Raw genomic sequence first — 20,653 nt, 5'->3', positions numbered from 1 at the left:
CATAGCGGGATCGCAATCTCACTGAAAACCTACCTTTACAAATATGAGAATCCACTATATCACAAGTATTTTATACAATTTAGCCTGCCTAAAACCAATATTGGTGAGCATTTCAGTTAATCTTTTCATTACCTTTCTTGTCAAAAATTGAGTCTCAAATTCATACGAATTGAATGGAGTTCTAAATTTTTAAACAAATGGATAATAATTACTTCTGAAATAAACCTTCTATTTCGGCTACACCTATTTCTGTTGTCGGATTAAAATATTCACCACTCATGTATTTCTTAAAGCTATACAGCATTTGCCTTGCTTCAGGGCGGTTATCCAAATCGGATTGAAGATCAACACCCGTCATTATCAATTTTCCATTGCCTACCTTGGCTTCAAAAATCAAGGCCAATGGTTTATTGGTTACCCAATCGTCTATGATACGAACAATGGGTTCAGTTGTATTTTCAAATCCTTCAATATTGAAGGCATTTGAATGGCTCATGGCATCCCACCATTGCCAGTTAGAATAGTATTCGGTTGGGAAATCAGCCAATGCCGGATGTTCAGGATTACACAATATACCCAGGGTATGCGGTTTCTGATAATTCGTCCAAGCTGTATTCCAGAATATGCTTGAGAAACCAACGGCCACTTCGCCACCTTTACCTTCTTTAATGCTGCCTTTTTTAACTGTTAACAACACTTTTCCTCCATTCTCCAAGGTTGCTAATGCTTTTTGATTTAAAGTTGAAACCACCATTACATCACTTTCTACTTTTGGTAGCTCAGCCGGATAAATCCAGATATCCCATGTATTCACAAAGCCGGCTACATCAACCTGCAATTGAAATTCCGAAGCTTCCGAGATTTCAATGGTTTCGCTTATTGAACCCAACTGAATATTGTGTCCGAAACTTATATCGGTTTTATCGAGAGTTCCTTCTTTTACTGTATTTCCATCCGCATCAACTATTTTCCATGCTGGTTCAACTCCTTTCAGTTCCTTTTCGCCATAATGCGCAATTTCTATATCGCAAGCCACTTTTTCATCGCTCGTAAATATCATTTTTTTGAAGCGTGCCAAGGGAACAGTTACATCACAAAATTGTCTGAACTCAGCGGGTGTAACATACCCCTTCTCTTCGTAAAAGGCATCCAGAATACCGACAATGGCAGTGCCCTGACCTGAGAAATCGCTCAAATCCAACAGTTGAAATCCGCTAAAACCTTTGGTTCGTAACGCAGCTTCAATATCGGCTTTGTAGCACAATACCTGCAACATGCCCGAAGCTTTTACAAAATCGTCGGTTAAATGCAACATGCCATGTGCCTCCAAACTTTTTTGAAAGATTTCGAAGTTGGTGGCTTTCATTACGCCATCGTACTTTTCCATCTCTTTGAAATTCGGATACACGCACCACTGCCCTGTTTCGTGAGCAATCATTGGTGCTTTCAAATTTGCCACTGTTTTTTCAAAATCGTAGTCGCTGCGAGGTGCCTCTTTGTTAATTACACTCTCCAGGTTTTGGTTCCAGCCCTGAATACGCGTTCCACGGTGCGTATTATGAAAATCGTTTTCAGGAATAAGCGGCCAACCGGCTCCTGTGGTATAAATTCTTCGCTTATCGCCTTTGGCCTTCCAGTATTTTACAAAGTCAATTAGATAGGCTTTGTGATTTTTACCATGCGGCTCATTTCCGTATGGCATTAAGCAGAAAGACGGGTGATTGCCATATTCTGATACCATTCGCTCGCTTTCGTCATAAATCCATTGATCTAACGCTGTGCTGTCTCCTAAATTAACTGCCCATGCCGAAGCCTCCACCTGGTAATAAAATCCTAATTTGTCGGCAGCATCGAAAGCTGCTTTTGGCGGACACCATGAGTGAAAACGAATATGATTAAGACCATGCGCTTTGCATACATTTAATATTCGCTCCCAAGATTTCCTATCTGTTGGAGGATAACCTGTTTTTGGGAATACGGCGCAATCTAAAGTACCTCGTAAATAAACCGGGCGGCCATTATTCTCTAGACTCTTACCCACATTTCGGAATTCGCGCATACCAAAATTGCCGGTCCAAACATCACCAAGCTCATTTGATGTTAGTTCCACTTTAAGTTGATACATATTTGGATGAAACTCATCCCACAAACGAACATCTTCTCCCATGGGGTATTCCAATTCGATTATTTTAGTACCGGCATCTGAATTGAAAGTCGTACTTACAGCATCAACGCTGTGTACTTCTTCTGTATAAATACTTGATGCAGAAACCTTAATTTCGCCGTACATTGGGCTTTCTGTATCGTTGCCTATTTCAATTTCCAAACGTGCCATTTTATTCTCCAGGTCAGGGAAAATCTGCACATTAGAAATGAACAGCATATCTTTTTGAAGCAGCTTGATATCTCCTATAATTCCATTCCAGTTGCTTTGTGTATTATCGCTAATACTGTGCGCATCAATACCCACATTTACATCTTTCACACGGTTGTCAATACAAATGGTAATTGCATTGTCGCCTGGATTTAAGTATTCGCTTAAATCGTAAATATGCGGAACACCCAGTGCATTATTTACACCCACATAAGTATCGTTTACCCATACTTTAGTTTCCCAGTGCGGACGCTCCAGATACAGTTCCACTTTTTTTCCATTCCAATCTTTGGGAATTGTAACTTTTTTCTGATACCATGCTGCACCAACATAATGATAATCGGACACCAGCCAGAAAGGAAAGCGAAATTTATCGTCGCTTAAATAAGGTTTGTAATTTTCATCATCGTACCAGTATTTACTGGCAGGATACTCCCTCCATATATTACCGGTAAATTTGGTATTGTACCCAACGGGAATTCCCTTGTTCTGCTCGGGCATTGATCCAGGCAGAATGATGGTGTCCGAAAGCTCCTGTTTGTACCATTTTTCGTTAAATCCCTGATCCATACGATCAATTTGAAATTTCCAATCGCCAGACAAATCGATTTCAACACGCTTTCTATTGGCACAACTCATTAACATTCCTGCAAAAATGACTACATAGATTGATGCCTTTAAATGAATTGCTAATTTATCCTTTCTCATGGTTACAATTTTCATATATATTCTTAACAAATTATTTTTTGACCACTAACTTTAGTTCGCGCCCCAAAGCATTATTTAACTCAAGAAGATATACTCCCGGTGTTAAACTTTGTGTATTTATTTTTACTCTATTTTCTAAATCAGGTATCTCGCCTTGCTTCATAATCTGTCCACCAATTGTATAAATCCTCCAGCCAGCCAGATTATGCTTATTATTCAATTTCAGGTTGATTTCACCTGTAAAAGGATTCGGATAAACCGCGGCTACCAATTCTTTTATTGTATTATTAACTCCAACCTGAATTTCGTTGATATAATCTCCAACTAAAGATAATTCTGCAACATTGGTGAAATGCAATCCATTTATCTCAGACAAGGCCACCAACCGAATATATCTGCACTCTGCAGGTTCGTCAAGTACTACACGTACAGTGCTTCCAGTTGTTGTGAAAGAGCCTGATTTTAATGGATCGCCCCAGCATCCGGGAACATTTGAAGCATAAAACTCATAATTATTAATATTCCCATTGAGGTTATTATCTTGACGAGGCGTATAAACAAAGGCTGAAAATACGGCTGTATCTCCTAAATCGATTTGAATTTCGTGAGGAAAGGGAGGTTGGTTGTTTTTCCATTCTGTGTGCCAAAAGGTATAAGGATTGTCATCGAAAGCGTAAGTTGCCAAATTACTGCTATAGTTGTCTTCGCTATCGGTGTATATGAGCGACCAGTTTTCTTTGCTTAATAGCGAATCGTTAGCTGATTGGCTGCCGTCGGGTTTCCATACTCGAATATAATCAACCTGCGTTTCGGTAAGATAACCAATCGGATGGTCAACAAAATACTGATCGCCTTCCAACCCGAAGCTGGCTCCGTTTGACAACCACAAAAATTCGGGAGCCTGTGCCACCCATTTCGGATCAGAATACCGAACTTTAAATACACCATCATAATATATCTCCATCTCATGTTCCGTCCAATAAAAACCCCAGGTATGAAATCCATCATGGATGCCGGGAGTGCTGTATTGTTTAGTGTTTGCCTGGTGATCAGCTCCATATCCATCAATATGTACCACCGATTTTGTGAATTCACCAGTCCATGCTGATTCGAAGATATCAATTTCGGCTCCATCATTTGCCGTGCCATCTACATTACCCATATTTGGTCCTTGTAACCAAAATGCAGTGTGTGTCCCTTTGTTGGCTTCACCAATCTTAATTCGGGCTTCAAAATACCCATATTGAGTTTCGTACTTGGTGTAACTGTTTATCGATCCATTTGTCATGGAACCTGCTGCTGTTTTATACACTTTCAGAATTAGGTTCCCATTGGCAACAGAGACGTTCTCTGGTTTCCATCGCCAATCGTCGATTCCAATTTTGGGGCGGGCTGCACGGGATTTGGTACTGTTATCGATTCTCCATTTATTGGCATTTACTTGCGTACCATCAAACTCATCGCTAAAATCAAGCACCCAACTATCGGGTACCGATGAAAGTGTTGGTTTTACATCTGCAGGAGTTGCCTCATCAATAAATTGCGAATAAGCACTTACAGTAAATAAAAAGATAGTAAATGACAACGCTAAAAACTTCATGCTATTTTTTTATAATTGATTTTGAGACCGTGCCGTTCACACCACTCATACGCAGCAGATAATGCCCTGTTTTTAGTTCCTGAACATTTATCTGCTCCTGGCTTATGTACTCCGTGATATTGCCACTTTTGATCACCCGGCCCGACATATCGAATATTTGCCAGCGATCAAATTTCAAGTTGCCGTCAATACGGATGTTCAATTGATGTTTAACAGGATTAGGGTACACCACAATCATATCATTCTGAATTGTTAAATCATCTACACCAACTGGAGCATCTATATTATCGAGCGTTAATAATCTTGAGTATTCGGATGATCCTTCTGAGTTAAATGCTGAAACGCGGAATGAGTAAGCCGTATTAATTGTTGTGTTTTGCAACTTGTAGCTCGTTACATTTGGACCACTGGTGTATATTTCAGTAAAATTTCCGTCGATTAATTGTTCAACAACAAAACCGCTTTCATCGCTCGACTTATCCAGCCAGATTAATTCTATTTCAGTATCTGATAACCTGCCTCCCTGCACAAATTGAGGTGCAGTAAGTAATTGTTTCGATAGTACCTGAGTATACACCGATAGTTCAGCACAGGAAGCAAAAGCCAAACCATTCACTTCGTTTAGCCCAACCAGCTTAATATACCTGGCCTCCACCGGTGAACTGAAATACACCTCCTTGTTCTTTTTTGTTTGATCCCAACTGCCCGAAGCTACTTTTTCCCAATTTGAATTGTCAGTAGAAACATAGAATTCGTAAGCTTTAATTGTTCCGTTCCACTGGTTATCTTGGCGGGGTAAATACCCAAACCCCTGCAATGTAATCGTGTTGTGCATATCAATCACCAAGGTATGCGGATAATCAGGCTTTGGAGTCACATTCCATTGTGTATGCCACATGGTGCTTTCATTCTCATCGAAAGCTAACTCTGCACCATATCCACTGGTTTCTTCACTATCAACACTAACCAGGGTCCAGTTTTGTTTTGAGACTTTACCTTCCTGCAATATTGTAGCCTGAGAATAGTTAGAGAAGTATGATGATTCGGTCGAATTTATGGCTTTAACCCGGTAGGTATAATCTCCCGGTTCTGTCAGTTGAGTGTCCGTATAGGAAGTTACGTTAAGTGAGACATCACCTATTTTTAAAAACGTTCCGTTATCCAGACGTTGAATAATAAAACCTATTTCATTGTCCGAGTTATCTTTCCACGATAGTTTTACACGATTGTTCCCATCCAACGTTGCCACCAAACTATCGGGATAGGCCACCGGAGGAACCTTTACATCGAGTTTTAATTTTAGTATACCATTTCCGAATGTTCCAAAGTTTACTGTATTCTCTCTTACCATATATTCAACATCGGTAAAGTCAACATACGGAACCGCCTCATCGATCATTTCATACCACTTATCATCGTCCACGGAATACACCCAAATGCCACCATATGCACAAGCAGCAAAAATGAATTTCTCATCCGGAGAAAAATCAAAGTCTCGTATCCTGTATATATTTAATCCGTTGCTATGGTTCGTAAATGTTTGTCCACCATCGGTGCTAATCATGAACAAGTTACCTACACCGGCGCAGTACACTGTTTTCTCATCAATATTTGATGCTTTTATTACATGCTGATTTTTAGCATAATTGTACCCCTGGTCGTTCGCACGTGGGAAAAGCCCGGTGTATTGCGATTGACTAAAAGTTTGTCCGCCATTTACTGAATAATAAAAACCGCCTGTTTTAACCGAAACATACCACCTTTTTGTGTTTATCGGAGAATAGCCAAAACCTGTTATTTCTGACCCTGATTTCTCTCCAAAATCGACATAATGGCTGGTCTGAATGATAGAATTATCGGACGAATTATAGGTAAACTTAGAAAGTTTAGGCCCTGCCGCCACATAAATTGCATCTTCATTTTTATCCGGAGATGGAATCATGGGGGCTGCCCACCAGTTGCTCGTCCAGTTAATTTGGGCCAAATCCGATGACTGAACCACAAAGTTTGCCTGCCTGAAAATTGAACCGTAGTACATCCAGGTCCAAACAGATTCTTCGTTATTCCCGATGGTCACACGCAATCCATCTGTTGTTTTTACATCGGTAGTAAATGATCTGTTGGAGTAGGTTTCATATCCCAACGTCCCCCGGTCTTGCGTACTGGAGAATGAGCTGTAATAATTTTGACCATGATCGGCATCATAACACATTTGGGCTGGAGAAGTATTGTTAAGCTGGATATATTCGTCCTTATTCTCAGGTTCATCAGATATATAGCATCCGAAATCCAATCCAATAAAATGAAAATAACTTCCATCTTTTTTCTGATGCATTTTCATGTGATGCACATCCCAACCAAATAAATGGGAAAAATTCGAAAACGATGCTCCACTATTCACCGACATGTTAACGTCTAAATAGCCCTGGAAAATTATATTTGGTTTTGTGGGGTGCACCGTGCGGGGATTCGTATCCCCATCGCTATTATTTGTGCTGCTCTTTAGTTCCCAGTTATTTCCCTTGTCTGATGAATAGTAAATGTGCGAATTTTTGGCGGCAACGTAAAAATGAAAATTGTCGTTATAAAAGGTACCAAATATTCTGTCCAACCCAAAAAATGTGGTTGATGAAGTGGCAATTAAATTGAAACTGGAATCGGCGGGTGTACATTCGAAAATCCTTAATAATGAATCAGAATTGGACAAGGCTGCAATAAAAACGGATTCGGAGTTTAATGCTTTGAACATCTTAACATTATATTCCGCAGGATTAAAGTTTGTAGATAAGGGACTGTAAGTTACTCCGTCATTTAATGAAATACAGGCCTGCAAATTTGATGAACTGGTTTTTACGACACTAAATATTCTGTTTGCTCCCAATTTATCGGCAACGACAGCTTCTCTGGTTTCTTCCATAGCTGAAATCCCCGACGCTGCCGTCCATGTTCTTCCTTCATCATCGCTGTATTGCATTCCTGTTTTTGAGGAACGAATCATACGAAATGCCCCATCGCTTTTGTTTAAACCTTCAATGTAAGAAGTTTTAAAACTTTGCTTGTGATTCATTAATTCCCATTGGATTTGGGATGGATTATCCCCGTCACGGTTAATTTTCCAAATGTGCCCTGCATAAGAAATCGCATAAATTACATCATGTTCCTTATCGTACACCGAACCATCCACTCGATAACCGTAGCCAGTTTTCCCCGAAGATAAGAATCGCATTTTATCCCAGTATCCTTGTATTTTCCCATCTGCATAAGAAGTAATTCCGGAAGCACTTTTTAAGGGGACACCTGAATCATAATGACGCTCTAAATGAGCCTTATTAATAGCTTTTTCTTTTTCAGAAAGGCTTTCTCTTGGTCGTTTTTCGTTGTTATATTCTGCTTTTCTTTCTGTCGTTTCAGTACTAGATATGGCTTTGTTTGAAGTTACTGTAAAAAAAACTGTTCCAGCAATACCAATAACCCCAAACAATAAAAATACAACCGCCTTTCTCTTCATCTCTATTCACTTTTACAATATTTTGTTGTTATCGTTCCTTCAACTCTTCCACGGAATAAACACAATACTTGTGGACTAGTCTCCTTTAGACCAAAACGAATAATTCTGATGCTCTGCCTTCATTTTCTCCAGCCAACTATCAAATTTATGCTGAAGTTCCCGGGCTTTTTCCTCTTCAACATCAACCAGGTTATTCCGTTCGCCAATATCTTCATTCAAATTGTACAAGGCAAGTTTACCACTATTTGCCCCCAACAATATTTGTGATGTAATTGGTCTCCATCCAGGATTGTAATCCTCGGCATAAACCAGTTTCCACCCCTGATCGATAATCGCCCATTGTTTGCCAAACTTAAAACAAAGCGGTTCCTCAGCTTTTACAGATGGTTCATCGTTTAAAATTGGATAAATCAGGCCGCTACCGTCAAATGTATCTGATTCATTTGATGCAATACCAGCTGCCTGCAAGCATGTTGGCACAATATCCAGGGCACTAACACGGTACTGATATAGTTTACCCTGTGGTAAGGATTTTGGCCAAGAAATAATAAAAGGTACCCTAATTCCCCCCTCGTGCATGGTATATTTCGACCCGCTTAAAGGGAGATTATTTGCCCCCGTTAAAGGCTCTCCCCCATTATCTGAGATCAAAATTACCAGGGTATTTTCCATTAATCCCTTTTCTTCCAACACATCCAGTAGTCGGCCAATATTGTCGTCAAGGCAATTCAAATTCGCCAGGTAAAGTTTTCGTTTTCCTTCATCACTAATATCGCCCACTTTGGTGTATTTGTAGTAATACTCGTTGTACGTTCCCATCAAAGGATCGTAATTCGGAATTTTTGGGGCGTCCCACTTTTCGCGATATTCTTCCGGCACCTGATGAATCAATTCATGCACAGCGTTGTAAGCCAGATCTAAAAAGAAAGGACCATCGGTATTCGATTCTATAAAACGAATTGCTTCGTCGGTATAAAGATTGGTTGAATAGGTATCTTCAAAGCTTACCTTTGTAGTATCACGCCATAACCTTCCCAACGATGCACTTTCGCCGTAAGGATCAGGTGTTGTCCTTTCAATTTCTTCGTCTAACAAAAAGAAGTCGTGGGCATGTGCGCTAAAGCCAATAAAACGTTCGTAACCATGATGCACCGGGAATTCGCGTGCATGTGGGTTATGATAATTCGTTCCATAATCGCTTTTTCCCACGCGACCAGTAGTGTAACCATTTTCTTTGAGCATTTCGGCCAAAGTGCTTACATTGTTTGGCAAACCAGGTCCCCAGCCCATGTTTTTATCCCAGCGTTCCTGGTATCTACCAGTATAAATTCCTGCACGCGAAGGGCTGCAAACGGGCCCGGAAACATAGCAGTGGTCAAACAATACACCGGCCTTGGCAATACGATCCATATTTGGAGTCTGGCACAAATCAGATGCATGCACATAGGCACTTAAATCGGCATAGCCCTGATCGTCGGTGACAATCAATACAATATTGGGTGGCTTTGCTCCATTTAATTCCTGCGTTTTGGAATTTTTACACTGAATAAGGCTAACTCCGAAAACAAACAGTAGCAGGTAATGAAATTTTATCTTCATTGAATTTCGCTAAAAAGTTTTTTGATAATTTCCTGCACAGCCACCTGATGTCCCAACTCATTAGGATGGTTATTTTGAGCCATATATTTTGTAAGGTCTTCTCCATTTTGCCTCATCTTTTTAAATTGCGCATACACGTCTACTACCGGTATATCGAATTCTTCACCCAATTTCTTTATCATATTGGCATATCCAGCCAAAGTGGTATTATCATCCAGGATATCTTCCTTTATATCAGGTGTAGGCGTTAGAAGTACAAGCTTAATATTTACGTTTAATGCATCATTAATCATCGATCTCCAGGCCTTTTCAGCTCTTTCAAGGCCAATTCCCCGATCATTTAATGCGTAGTCGATAAAAAGCAGGTCGGGTTTCATACAAAGCACATCATCCTTAAAACGTTTAGCCCCCTGCTCCGACTGTTCACCTCCAATGGAAGTAGTAATGCAATTTACAACCGCAGTTGGGTATTGCTCCTTTAAAAATTTTAAGAATAAATGAGGATAAGCTGCTAGTGTGTTTACGATTCCCCTTGTGGAATAGCCAGATGGGACACTGTGTCCGTGAAAAACAACATTCATTGTTTTGTTATTCGGCCATTTAAGTTGCATCTGCTTTTTAAACTCTGCTAGGTAATCTTCATCAATCTTTGTATTTATTGTGTCTGAGTTACTTTGCAAAGTAGTAGAAAATGTAAAGAAGAGCGTTATTAATACAATTAACTTCATAGCATATTTTTTTATTTTGTTGTTCTATGTGAAACCTAGAGTTTGAGTTATAATCCTAATTATTATTGTCCAGGCTGGGTAAGCTGATATTCTCTATCATACAGATCCAGCTGCACTCTTTTCCAACGTGCACCTTCCAAAAACAAGGGATATGGCAAACTCACATCCCAATTGCCTAATTCTTTTAGAAGGTCAGTGGTAATGTCAAAATTTTCCATGGCTACATTGTGTTGTTCAGAAACATCAGATGGCAAATGATATAACAAAGGAATCCGATCAGGGATACTTACCAATTTCCAATCCCCCTTACGAATCGCCCGGCTTATTGTGAACTTCCATTTCAAATCAATATGCGGCAGCGTTTCAATATCACCATTTAAATACGGAATAAGATTTACTCCACTAAAATTATCATCATTTGTGATTTTGCCTCCAGCCAGTTCTAAAAAAGTAGGTGCAATATCAAGCGAAACAACTGGTTTTTCATAGACCATACCTGTGGGTAATGCACCTGGCCAATTCATAACAAAAGGAACATGAATTCCTCCTTCCAGCAGAATCCCTTTTTGTCCGTTAAATGGTGCATTATTTGATGCGTTCTGGTCGCACGGGCCACCATTATCACTTAAAAACACCACCAATGTATTTTCTACCAGCCCTTCGTTTTCAAGCGTCTCCATTATGCGTCCGATGTTTATATCCAGGCGGTGCACCATAGCGCAATAGCTTCTTCGCTTTTCATTTTTAATATGTGAGAATAATTTCAAATCGGCATCAGTGGCCTGCATTGGAGCATGAGGTGCATTAAAGGATGCAAACAGAAAAAAAGGTTTGTTTTTATGACGCTTTATAAAATCAACACATTCATCCCCTTTGTCATCGGTTATATAAGTAATGGACTGAGGTTTTTTAAAATTGCATTGAATCGGTCCGGTGTAACCTTTACCATTTGGTTTAGCAACGAAATAATCATGACCACCTCCGGTATACCCCCAAAATTCATCGAAGCCTCTTTTTAAAGGGTGAAAATGAGGCAGGTCTCCCAAATGCCACTTACCAATTAAGCCCGTAACATAACCTAACGGTCTTAAACGATCGGCAATAGTTTTTTCAGTAAGGGGAAGACCGTTAAAATCGGGATCAAAACCTGGCTGAATACCAGCGAGATTATTATCGTGTCCAAATTCTACCTGGTTTCTGCCAGTTAACAAACCTGCTCGCGAAGGACTACAAACAGCTGAAGAGACATAACCTTGCGTAAACCGCACTCCAGTACTTGCAAGTCTGTCGATATTCGGTGTTTTTATTTGAGTGCTTCCATTAAAACTTACATCCGCAAAGCCTAAATCGTCAGCCACAATAAGAACAAAGTTCGGTTTTTGTATAATCGTTGCCTTTTCTTCTTGCGCATTAACAAGTAAACATAACAGCAACAAATAAGAAACAATACCCAATACTCTCATGACGTGTGATTTATATTTTAACTGATAAATAACCTAAGTATTAACTCCCATAATCAGGAGTATTAGGCACTTTCCCGAGTATACCCAAAAAATCGAGACATGCCCCCTTTACATTAAAGTTTCTCTCCGGAAGTTTGTATACATTCTCGATCGTTTCAACAAAAGGTTCTTTGTTGTCAAAATATAGCATCTCGTTAATAGCCAGAAGCGCTATATCCATATTATCGTGTTTAGCAAAACTGACTAATTTTTGCTCAGCGGCCTTACTATCAAAACATTGATAAGCAATAGATGAGGCCATTACTGCAACCGGCAGGTACGGGTCATCCATGGCAGAAATAATTTCCTTTTTATACTTCAAAAGCGATTCTTTCTTCTGAGAACGCAGACCAACGATAGCCCAGTAACGAATAAACTTATTTTCGTTCTTCAACAAGCTATTTTGCCGACGGATTGTTTCATCTCCCCGTTTCCCCGACAGAGAAGCTGCTGCATAAATCTTTTCAAACGGATAATTACTCTTATCCAAGCGAAATTCATAGGCATTCCCGGTTTCAGAAATCAATCCTAATTCATATTCCGGCATAAAATGAGCATCTTTTGCCAATAAAATTTCGTCATCCAACTGTTTGCGCATTTTCTTCAATACCGATTTGTATTCCGGGTCGTTCACCAGGTTGCGGCGTTCCCACATATCACTTTCAATATCGAAAAGATACTCTGCCGGGCGCTCATCAAACAGGCTTTTCTGAAACTCATCCAAGTTGCCTTTTTTCAAGTCGCTACGCATCTCTTTTGTTATATCTGCAATTTCCAGGTAGCGGATATAGCGCATCTGAGGCATATACGGCATAAAGTTTCGGGAGTAAACAAAGCGCCCGTTAGTAATGGTTCTAACCAAGTCCGGCCCATTGTCGGCACGATCGGTTGATAAAATCAAGTGATCTGCCTCAGGACTACGATTTTCGCCCAATAATACCCTACCTGTCATGTATTCGGGAACCTCACCTCCGGTTAAGCTTACTAATGTTGGAGCCAAGTCTTTAAAATCAATCAATTCATCGGTAACCACTCCGGCAGTTCCCCAGGGAGAGAGATGCTTGTACATTTCAGGGAACCAAATAACAAATGGCACCCGGTACCCAAGGTTAATACCATTTGTTTTTGCACGTGGAATCCCTTCTCCATGATCGGCATAAAAGAAAATTATTGTACTGTCGCGTAAATTATCCTTGTCAAGTTTATCAAGCAACTCGCCTATACGTTTATCCGTTAGTTTTATCGAATTATACACGCGGGCAAAATCTTTTCGCATTTCTGGCGAATCCTTATAGAATGGCGGCATTTCAAATGCATCTTCAGAAATCTTTTCTTCCTGAGAAAGATTACTCAACACATATTTCTCATACCATTCGTACGAATTGCTCATGGTTCGCGACTGGTGCGAATCGTTGAAATTAAAAACAGCGAAAAATGGCTGACCGGGCTTCCGGTTCCACCAACCGGCCTTGCCTGAACTTTCGTTCCAGGCTTCAGCAGTAAACTGCTTCATGTTAGCCACATTATAATCGGTTTTGTAACTGTTGCTTACATAGTAGCCCTGTTGTTGCAGGAAATATGGAAAACCTTTAATGAAATCCGGAATCTGATAATTACTTCTGTGGTGTCCCGTTCCCATTTTAAAAGTATGAACACCTGTTATAATGGCGCTTCGGCTGGGCGAACAAACAGTACCTGTTGAAAAAGCATTCGTAAAACGAACTCCTTCTTCGGCCAGTTTATCAATCACCGGTGTACGTGCGTCTTTATTACCGTAACATCCTACAAACTGTGGCGATGTATCTTCAATTGTAAGCCAAAGAATATTTGGTTTTTGCTGTGCGTGTGCATTGGTGGAAACGATACCAATGACACCCAACAACACTGCGATGGCTACAATGTATCTTTCCAGCATGTTATTTATTGCAATCTTCATAACAGGTTCTCCTTTTATAACTTCCTTATTTAATCTTCATATATATCAGAAGCCTTAAACTCTTTCTCAGCCTCGTTATTCAGAAAATTCAGCTCATCGATTTTAACCGAGCCGGCAGGATTAAACGCTTCACTTTCCATGTATTGTATCAAACTTGATCGTAACTGCCTTGCCACGGGGCGACTGTCCAGATTATTCATTAAATCGATTGATGAAAAGATTAATTTGCCTTCGCCAACATTGGTTTCAAAAACGTTCGCCAAATGATGATTCGTCACAAAATTATCGATCACCCGAACAATTGGTGTCACATCCAAGCTATCAACAATCATCGACTTAGATTGGAGACACAAATCCCACCATTGCCAGTCGGTATAGTCATCGGTTGGAAAATCGTTAAAAGCCGCATGTTTTTCATCCATTAACAAGCCCATTGTACTGGGTTGATTTGGGAAATGTACCGGACTCCAGAATACAGGTACAAAACGACCTGCTATTCCGTCCAGTTTTTTATATTCCGGATTTAACAAAACCGTTTTTCCTTCACTTAATGCTTTTTGTGCAGCACTAAACGACCCGGTTACAACAACTTTTTCTGAATTAACCGTAACATTTTTAGGATAAACCCAAATCGGCCAACTATTTTTATAATCCGTGCCATTTAGCGCCAGACTGATTGTTAGCTTTTCGGCTTTGGCAACTTTAACTTCGAATTCAATGGTTCCCAAATTGGCATTGTTCCCCAAGCTCAGATCAACACTTTCAACTTTACCAGCTTTTACTTGTTCTCCGGTTTCATTGGCAATTACCCACTCCAGTGTTTGCCCCTTCGTTTCTTTGAAGAAGTTGGCGACTTCAATGGAAGCGGCGAATGTTTCACCGTTTTCATACACCGCTTTTTCGAAACGAATAAGCGGAACCAGTTCTGAATTAAACTGCCTGAACTCTTCGGCACTGATAACTCCTTTCGATTCCCAGAATGCATTAAGCAATCCCACCAGTGCTGTTCCCTGTCCTGGAAAATCCTGTAGTTGAAGTAATTGAAAACCGTCGAATGCCGGGGTTTTTAGAGCCCTTTCAATTTCTTCCTTGTAAAGAATAGCGGCAAGTTTACCTGAAGCATAAGTAAATTTATCGGCCATATCAAGCAAACCATTTTTTTCCAAACTATTGCGAACAGCCATAAAGTTAAGAGGTTTTAATACGCCGGTATATTTTTCAATCTCAGTCATATCAGGATAAACCGAATATTGGCCAATTTCATGTGAAATTAGTGGCACCGGTACATGTTGGCTGGTGGCAGTATAATCTTCGTCGAAATTTGGTGACTGTGCATTAAAAATCCCTTGTCCGCGTACCCATCCTTTTTTGGTGTATTGCGTTACAAAAAAATCATCTTCGGGCTGAGCCACCAAACCCAGCGGTCGTTGAAACGAATAGGTTGTTGTCATGTATAAATGACGACTATCTTTTTCGCGTAAGGCAGCCGTGGTAGAATTTAATAGTTCAACACTCCCCTGCAATTCATTTCCAAGGGCCATTAACACAAACGATGGATGGTTTCCGTATTCTTTCAGGATTTTTTCTCCTTCTGAAACTAGAAATTCGGTTGTTTTTTCATCCTCACCAAAACGTAAACTCCAATGTGGCAATTCTACCTGGCAATAAAAACCTGCCTCGTCAGCAGCTTCAAAAGCAGCCTTTGGCGGACAATAGGAATGAAAACGCAAATGATTTAAACCATAAGCCTTTGCCTGAGCAATAAGCTTTGCCCACTCTTCCTTCTCTGTTGGCGGATGACCAGTTAGCGGAAAAATAGAGCACTCCAGATTCCCACGAAGAAAGATTCTCTTTCCATTTAAAGTCAATACTTCTCCATCTTTTCCAATTTGGCTGTATCCAAAACGAACACTTGTACTTGTATTTCCCGAAGTTAATTTGAACTCGTACAGGTTCGGATTAAATTCATCCCAAAGTTCAATTTTATCGGGCGTTGAGATTGTGATTTCCTCTTTTCCATCCTCAACTGCACCTTCTGCAATAACATCTCCATCGGCACTAAATATCTGATAGTTAACTACTGATTCAGCAGCCGCTGGTTTACTAAAAGTAGCTTTAATTGTTCCTTTTTCCACATTGGAATACACCTGTAAATTCTCAATCTTTCCGGGTTCATCTGCAGTTAGCATGATATCGCCCAAAATACCGTTCCACTTAATTTGCGTGTGGTTGGTATAAGCATGTGCCATATCCTGATTTACAGGATCGGGATAACGATTTCCTTGTACATTTATCAAAGGATATTTGTTGGAATTATCAATACGAACCGTAATAATATGTTTCCCGGGAGTAAGCACCTCACTTAAATCATATCGGTGCGGTGCAACAAGGCTTTCTCCTTTTCCTATCATTACTCCATCAACAAAAAGTTTTGATTCCCAAATGATTCTTTCCAATTCAAGATTAATATGCTTTCCGTCCCAACTGGCAGGTATATCAACCTCTTTTTGGTACCAGGCAGCTCCAATGTATTGGTGTTTTCTGGTTAAGCCCCATAATATGCTGTTATCCATTATCGGCACCTGGGTATTTTCTTTTCCCAGGCCGGCATCATCCAAAGTTCCGGGTAGATGAATTGTTTCTCCTTTCAGGTCTTGTTCAGCCCAGCCTTCTTGAATACCCACATTTAAAGAATCAAGGACCACACCCCATTCTCCCTCCAGGCTAATTTCCTTCACCTGAGGTTTTGAGCAACTTGTAAAAAGCAGAACTACAAATAATATAAAAAAACTATATCCCAACTTCATTTTAAATTCTATTTAAATTATTACGCAACTTCAGCGGTAACCTGTTCCAGCAAATCTTTTGAGCCCACATGCATTGAATTCAACTGCAATACTTCCTTCAGGTTATCTATTGCATCGCCAAACGATCCTAAACCAACATGAGCAAGAGCAATCAGGTATTTTGCATCAATGGTATTTCGCTTTTGAATATCATCTTCGAACACCAGTAAAAGTGGCAACGAAGTTGCAAAATAGTCAATCTTGGCTGTTTCATTCAATTTGGTTTCACCAAATTTCTTAATATCGGCCAATAAATCCTGAGCCTCAACCTTTTCCCCCAACTCGTTTAGCGACAATGCTTTGTAGTACGACAATTCGGAATAAGCACTCACTGCCATATCAATAAAGTCACCCGCTTCGTTTTTACTCTCAAGGAAATGAGCCCTGGCTTCCTCTGTTTTTCCAATTGCTTTCAATGCCATTCCTTTCCAGTAATTGATGTGTGCAACTGCCTGAAGAGGATGGTATTTCTCTCCCAGATTGTCAGGCGTATTCATTGATTTTTCGAAGTAATCGAATGCCGCCTGAGCATCACCATTGCACAAGGCTAATTGTCCCAGTTTTAAGCAGGCATGTGTAAACTGACGAAGTACCTGTCCTTCGCCACCCTCCCATGGATGGAAGTTGCGGTTCTCCATTAACTCGAGCGCACCTTCGTAATCTCCAACAAAATTGCAGAGAGCGGCCAGTTCAACTGAAAAATCATCTCGAGTAACAATTTTATCTCTAATCGGCAGTAAACTGTCTAACCTTTCTTTCGGATTGTCGTTCAGTTTTTTGCGCAGCTGATCGTACTCATAGCGGATTCGCATATCTTCAGGTGCCAGTTCAACTGCGGTTAAAAATGACTGACGGGCTTTCTCGCCTTCTTCAAGAGTATTCCAGTAAGCAATTCCCAGGTTTCGGTACAGCGTACCGTAAGTACAGTTTGCATCAGCTGCCATTTCCCAGGCTTTAATCGCATCATCGTGGCGTTTCAGGTTGAAGAAATAGTTCCCCAAACCGAAGGCAGCCACCGTATTCTTTTTATCTGCCTGCAATGCCCATTCCAATACAATTTGCTCGAAAGTTCGCGATGGGAATACATAGTCGGGCGTAGCCGATTTTGTCATTTCCAAAGTTTGAGATGCTCTTTTGCTATCTCCAATGCACTGGTACAACCAGGCCAGAATGAAATCAGTCATAATCGACTTTGCCATTGGATTTGGTACAGCACATTCCGGAATTTCATTGTTGTTATGTAACTCAATTACCTGAATTGCTTCTTTGTAAAAACCGGCTTCAGCGTAATCAAAAGCAATATCAATTATGGTTTGTGCATCGTTTCTCGATGATTCGATAAACTCAGCGAAGTTACCTGACAAGGTTGCCATCTCAAATTTTGCCCACTGATCGAGCGAATCTGTTTTAAACAATTCTGCCAATACAGTTTTTGCAGCTTTTTTATCACCCCGATTTTTCAGTATTACAGCTTTTAAAATGTATGCTTTGTTGTTCTGACGATTAGTATCCAGAGAAGCCTCAAGATGTTCCAGTGCGGTTTCATAGTCGGCTTTCAAACAATCGAGTGCTGCCAGTTGATAATATGCAGCAGCGCGCCACTCGAAGTTCCAGGTTGATTTGTAGAACAATGCATAAGCTTCTTCTTTTTTACCCTGGAACGAACAACTTAAACCACAGAAATAATGTGCCTCGCCCGATGCCGGGTTTGGATGATAGGTGGTCATGATATCGATTGCCGTTCTGAAATTTCTTTCTGCTTCTGCAAACTTTCCGTTTTTCAGTTTTACACGGCCCAACGCAATAAACGATTTGTAGCTTTTGGGATCACGCTTAATTGCCTCTTTCCAGTAGGGTTCAGGATAACGGGTTGGATGACGGTACAATTCCAGGTGTTCGCCAATTAATTCCAACTCGTTGGCGCTGGTAACTTCTTCGGGCTGTTTTGGCTCGAATGCTAGTTTGCGGTTGCGTTCCTTACTAATTTCACGACGATGATAGGCAATTAATTCATCTCCTTTCTCATTGATAACAATTAGCGAAATTGCATTTTCCTGTCCCGCTTCAATGGTCATTGTTGTATCTTTCCATGGCTTATCGGGAGAAATGCTCTGCTTTTCGAACACCTTTGTATCATTACCAATTTTCAGTATAAACTTAAGGTTATCGAATTTACGACTTGCTCCAACACCTAAATCCAATTTGTTGCCTTGAAGAATTTCCAGGCGAATGGCTAAATCTTTGTCGGCATTTTGTACCGGACCAAGATTTTTATAGCTCCACCAGAATTGCGAGAATGTTTTTGTCTCGTAAGGAAGCAGGTAAGTAAAATCGGGCTGATTATCGGTATAAACACCTGCCATCAGTTCGAAATAAGGTCCACCTTCATCGGTCAATTCACGATCCCATGCGCGGCCAAATGCCTCATTTCCCCACGTCCATTGTTTTTTACCCGGTGCAATATGACGATTGGCTACGTGAATAAATCCTCCGCCTTCTTTAAAATCGTATCCTCCGAAGAAATCATATTTAGTGTCGCAAACCATGTAACTGGTGGGCACAGGAATATTGTTGTAATTACGCAAATCGTTTCTCCCCTGTCTTTCGTGGTAAGGAATGCCGTAGTAATCGTTTTCAGCAAAAGGGAAACTACTTTGTGCACGCACGGCATGGTCGGCAACGTAATGCACATCGGGTGGGAAAAAGCTTTGGTAATCTTTGTGTACCTCAACAGCCACGTTTGCCCACCACAAAAATGTTTGTGTTAACGGTGTGCGGTTAAACAAGCGTCCCCGCAATTCAACCAAAGCACTGTTTGGGCGAATACGAATTCCGTGCATTCCTTTGAGGCGATACATCGGGTCGTACTCCGACATCCAGATTGTTCTGGCTCCATCGGCTTCTTCTTCAATGTAAACATCTGTAGGTAAATAAGTTCCTGGCCGATGGTGCTGCGGCCAGTTAAACTCCACACCTCCACTAATCCACGGACCGGCTAAACCAACCAAAGCCGGTTTAATCACCTTTTGCTGGTAGAAAAAGTTGTAATTATTATTGGCTTTATCTTGTGCTTCAAATATTCGTCCACCAATTTCGGGCAACATTACCAGTTTCACAAACTCGTTTTCAAGTGTTGCAGCCTGGTAATTCCGATCTACTTTATTATCGTAAACCTTATCGATAAACGGAACCGGATAAACTTTACCCGATGATCCCTGGTAAACTCTTTTCTCAAAAAATACGGGATTAATTTCTGATTTTCCCAATTCATAAGTGGGAATTACCAGATTTTCTTTATAAGCTTTTACTTGATCCATCTTCTATTACTTTCTCAATTAATCAAATCTCAATCTTCGTTAGTTTAAAATCTCCTTTTCAATTTCTTCTAATGATTTGCCTTTTGTTTCAGGCAATCGTTTGTATATAAATAGCAGTCCGGCAGCACAAATAAGTCCGTATAACCAAAATGTACCTGAGGCACCAAATGCTGAATTTAGCAATGGGAATGTGTAGGTTAACAGGAAACTTGCGATCCACAAAGCTGCGGTTGCAAACGACATGGCTGCGCCACGAATCCGGTTTGGGAATATCTCCGAAAGCACCACCCAGGTAACCGGTGCAAGTGACATAGCGTAACATGCAATTCCCAAAACCACCAGAAGTAACAATGGCCAGCCTGTAACATGGAAATAATACCCGGCCCCCATTAAAGCGTAAATTCCGGCCAATCCGGCTGAACCAATAATCATCAAGGCCCTCCGGCCCAATTTGTCAACCGTATAAATTGCCACGAACGTGAAAACAAGGTTTACACTTCCGGTAACCACAATATTGAAAAGCGTATCGGAAACA

At 40.6% G+C, this 20,653-nt stretch carries 10 protein-coding genes; all 10 read right to left on the bottom strand.

The features are described 5' to 3' along the window. Window positions 1-208 precede the first annotated feature (208 nt). Complete coding sequence (locus tag LH29_RS22520; RefSeq protein WP_082063914.1) at window positions 209-3,082, bottom strand: sugar-binding domain-containing protein; 2,874 nt, start codon at window positions 3,080-3,082, stop codon at window positions 209-211. 31 nt (window positions 3,083-3,113) lie between these two features. Then, on the bottom strand, window positions 3,114-4,682 hold the full coding sequence (locus tag LH29_RS22515; RefSeq protein ID WP_045033606.1) for a discoidin domain-containing protein: 1,569 nt from the start codon (window positions 4,680-4,682) through the stop codon (window positions 3,114-3,116). Window position 4,683: 1 nt separating this feature from the next. Next, on the bottom strand, window positions 4,684-8,190 hold the full coding sequence (locus LH29_RS22510) for a discoidin domain-containing protein (RefSeq protein WP_045033605.1): 3,507 nt from the start codon (window positions 8,188-8,190) through the stop codon (window positions 4,684-4,686). A gap of 75 nt (window positions 8,191-8,265) precedes the next feature. Next, window positions 8,266-9,789: a sulfatase family protein gene (locus tag LH29_RS22505; protein ID WP_045033604.1), complete on the bottom strand. Its 1,524-nt coding sequence runs from the start codon at window positions 9,787-9,789 to the stop codon at window positions 8,266-8,268. Next, entirely contained in the window at window positions 9,786-10,517 is a 732-nt protein-coding gene (locus LH29_RS22500; RefSeq protein ID WP_082063909.1) for an SGNH/GDSL hydrolase family protein, read from the bottom strand. Before LH29_RS22500 ends, LH29_RS22505 begins: the two co-directional genes overlap by 4 nt. Window positions 10,518-10,579: 62 nt before the next feature. Then, a complete protein-coding gene (locus tag LH29_RS22495) occupies window positions 10,580-11,980 on the bottom strand; it encodes a sulfatase-like hydrolase/transferase (protein WP_045033603.1) in 1,401 nt (466 codons plus the stop codon). A 40-nt stretch (window positions 11,981-12,020) separates the two neighbouring features. Beyond that, window positions 12,021-13,955: a sulfatase family protein gene (locus LH29_RS22490; RefSeq protein WP_198152557.1), complete on the bottom strand. Its 1,935-nt coding sequence runs from the start codon at window positions 13,953-13,955 to the stop codon at window positions 12,021-12,023. 29 nt (window positions 13,956-13,984) lie between these two features. Next, window positions 13,985-16,762, bottom strand: coding sequence for a sugar-binding domain-containing protein (locus tag LH29_RS22485; RefSeq protein WP_045033601.1), 2,778 nt, complete (start codon window positions 16,760-16,762; stop codon window positions 13,985-13,987). Between the two features lie 20 nt (window positions 16,763-16,782). After that, window positions 16,783-20,118: a DUF5107 domain-containing protein gene (locus tag LH29_RS22480; RefSeq protein WP_045033600.1), complete on the bottom strand. Its 3,336-nt coding sequence runs from the start codon at window positions 20,116-20,118 to the stop codon at window positions 16,783-16,785. Window positions 20,119-20,157: 39 nt separating this feature from the next. Beyond that, on the bottom strand, window positions 20,158-20,653 hold a 496-nt coding region (locus tag LH29_RS22475), incomplete at its 5' end, for an MFS transporter (protein ID WP_045033599.1).

The organism is Draconibacterium sediminis (assembly GCF_000949475.1).
Classification (GTDB): Bacteria; Bacteroidota; Bacteroidia; order Bacteroidales; family Prolixibacteraceae; genus Draconibacterium; species Draconibacterium sediminis.
The sequence above is the reverse complement of the archived record's forward strand: the minus strand, read 5'-3'. Positions and strand labels throughout refer to the sequence as shown.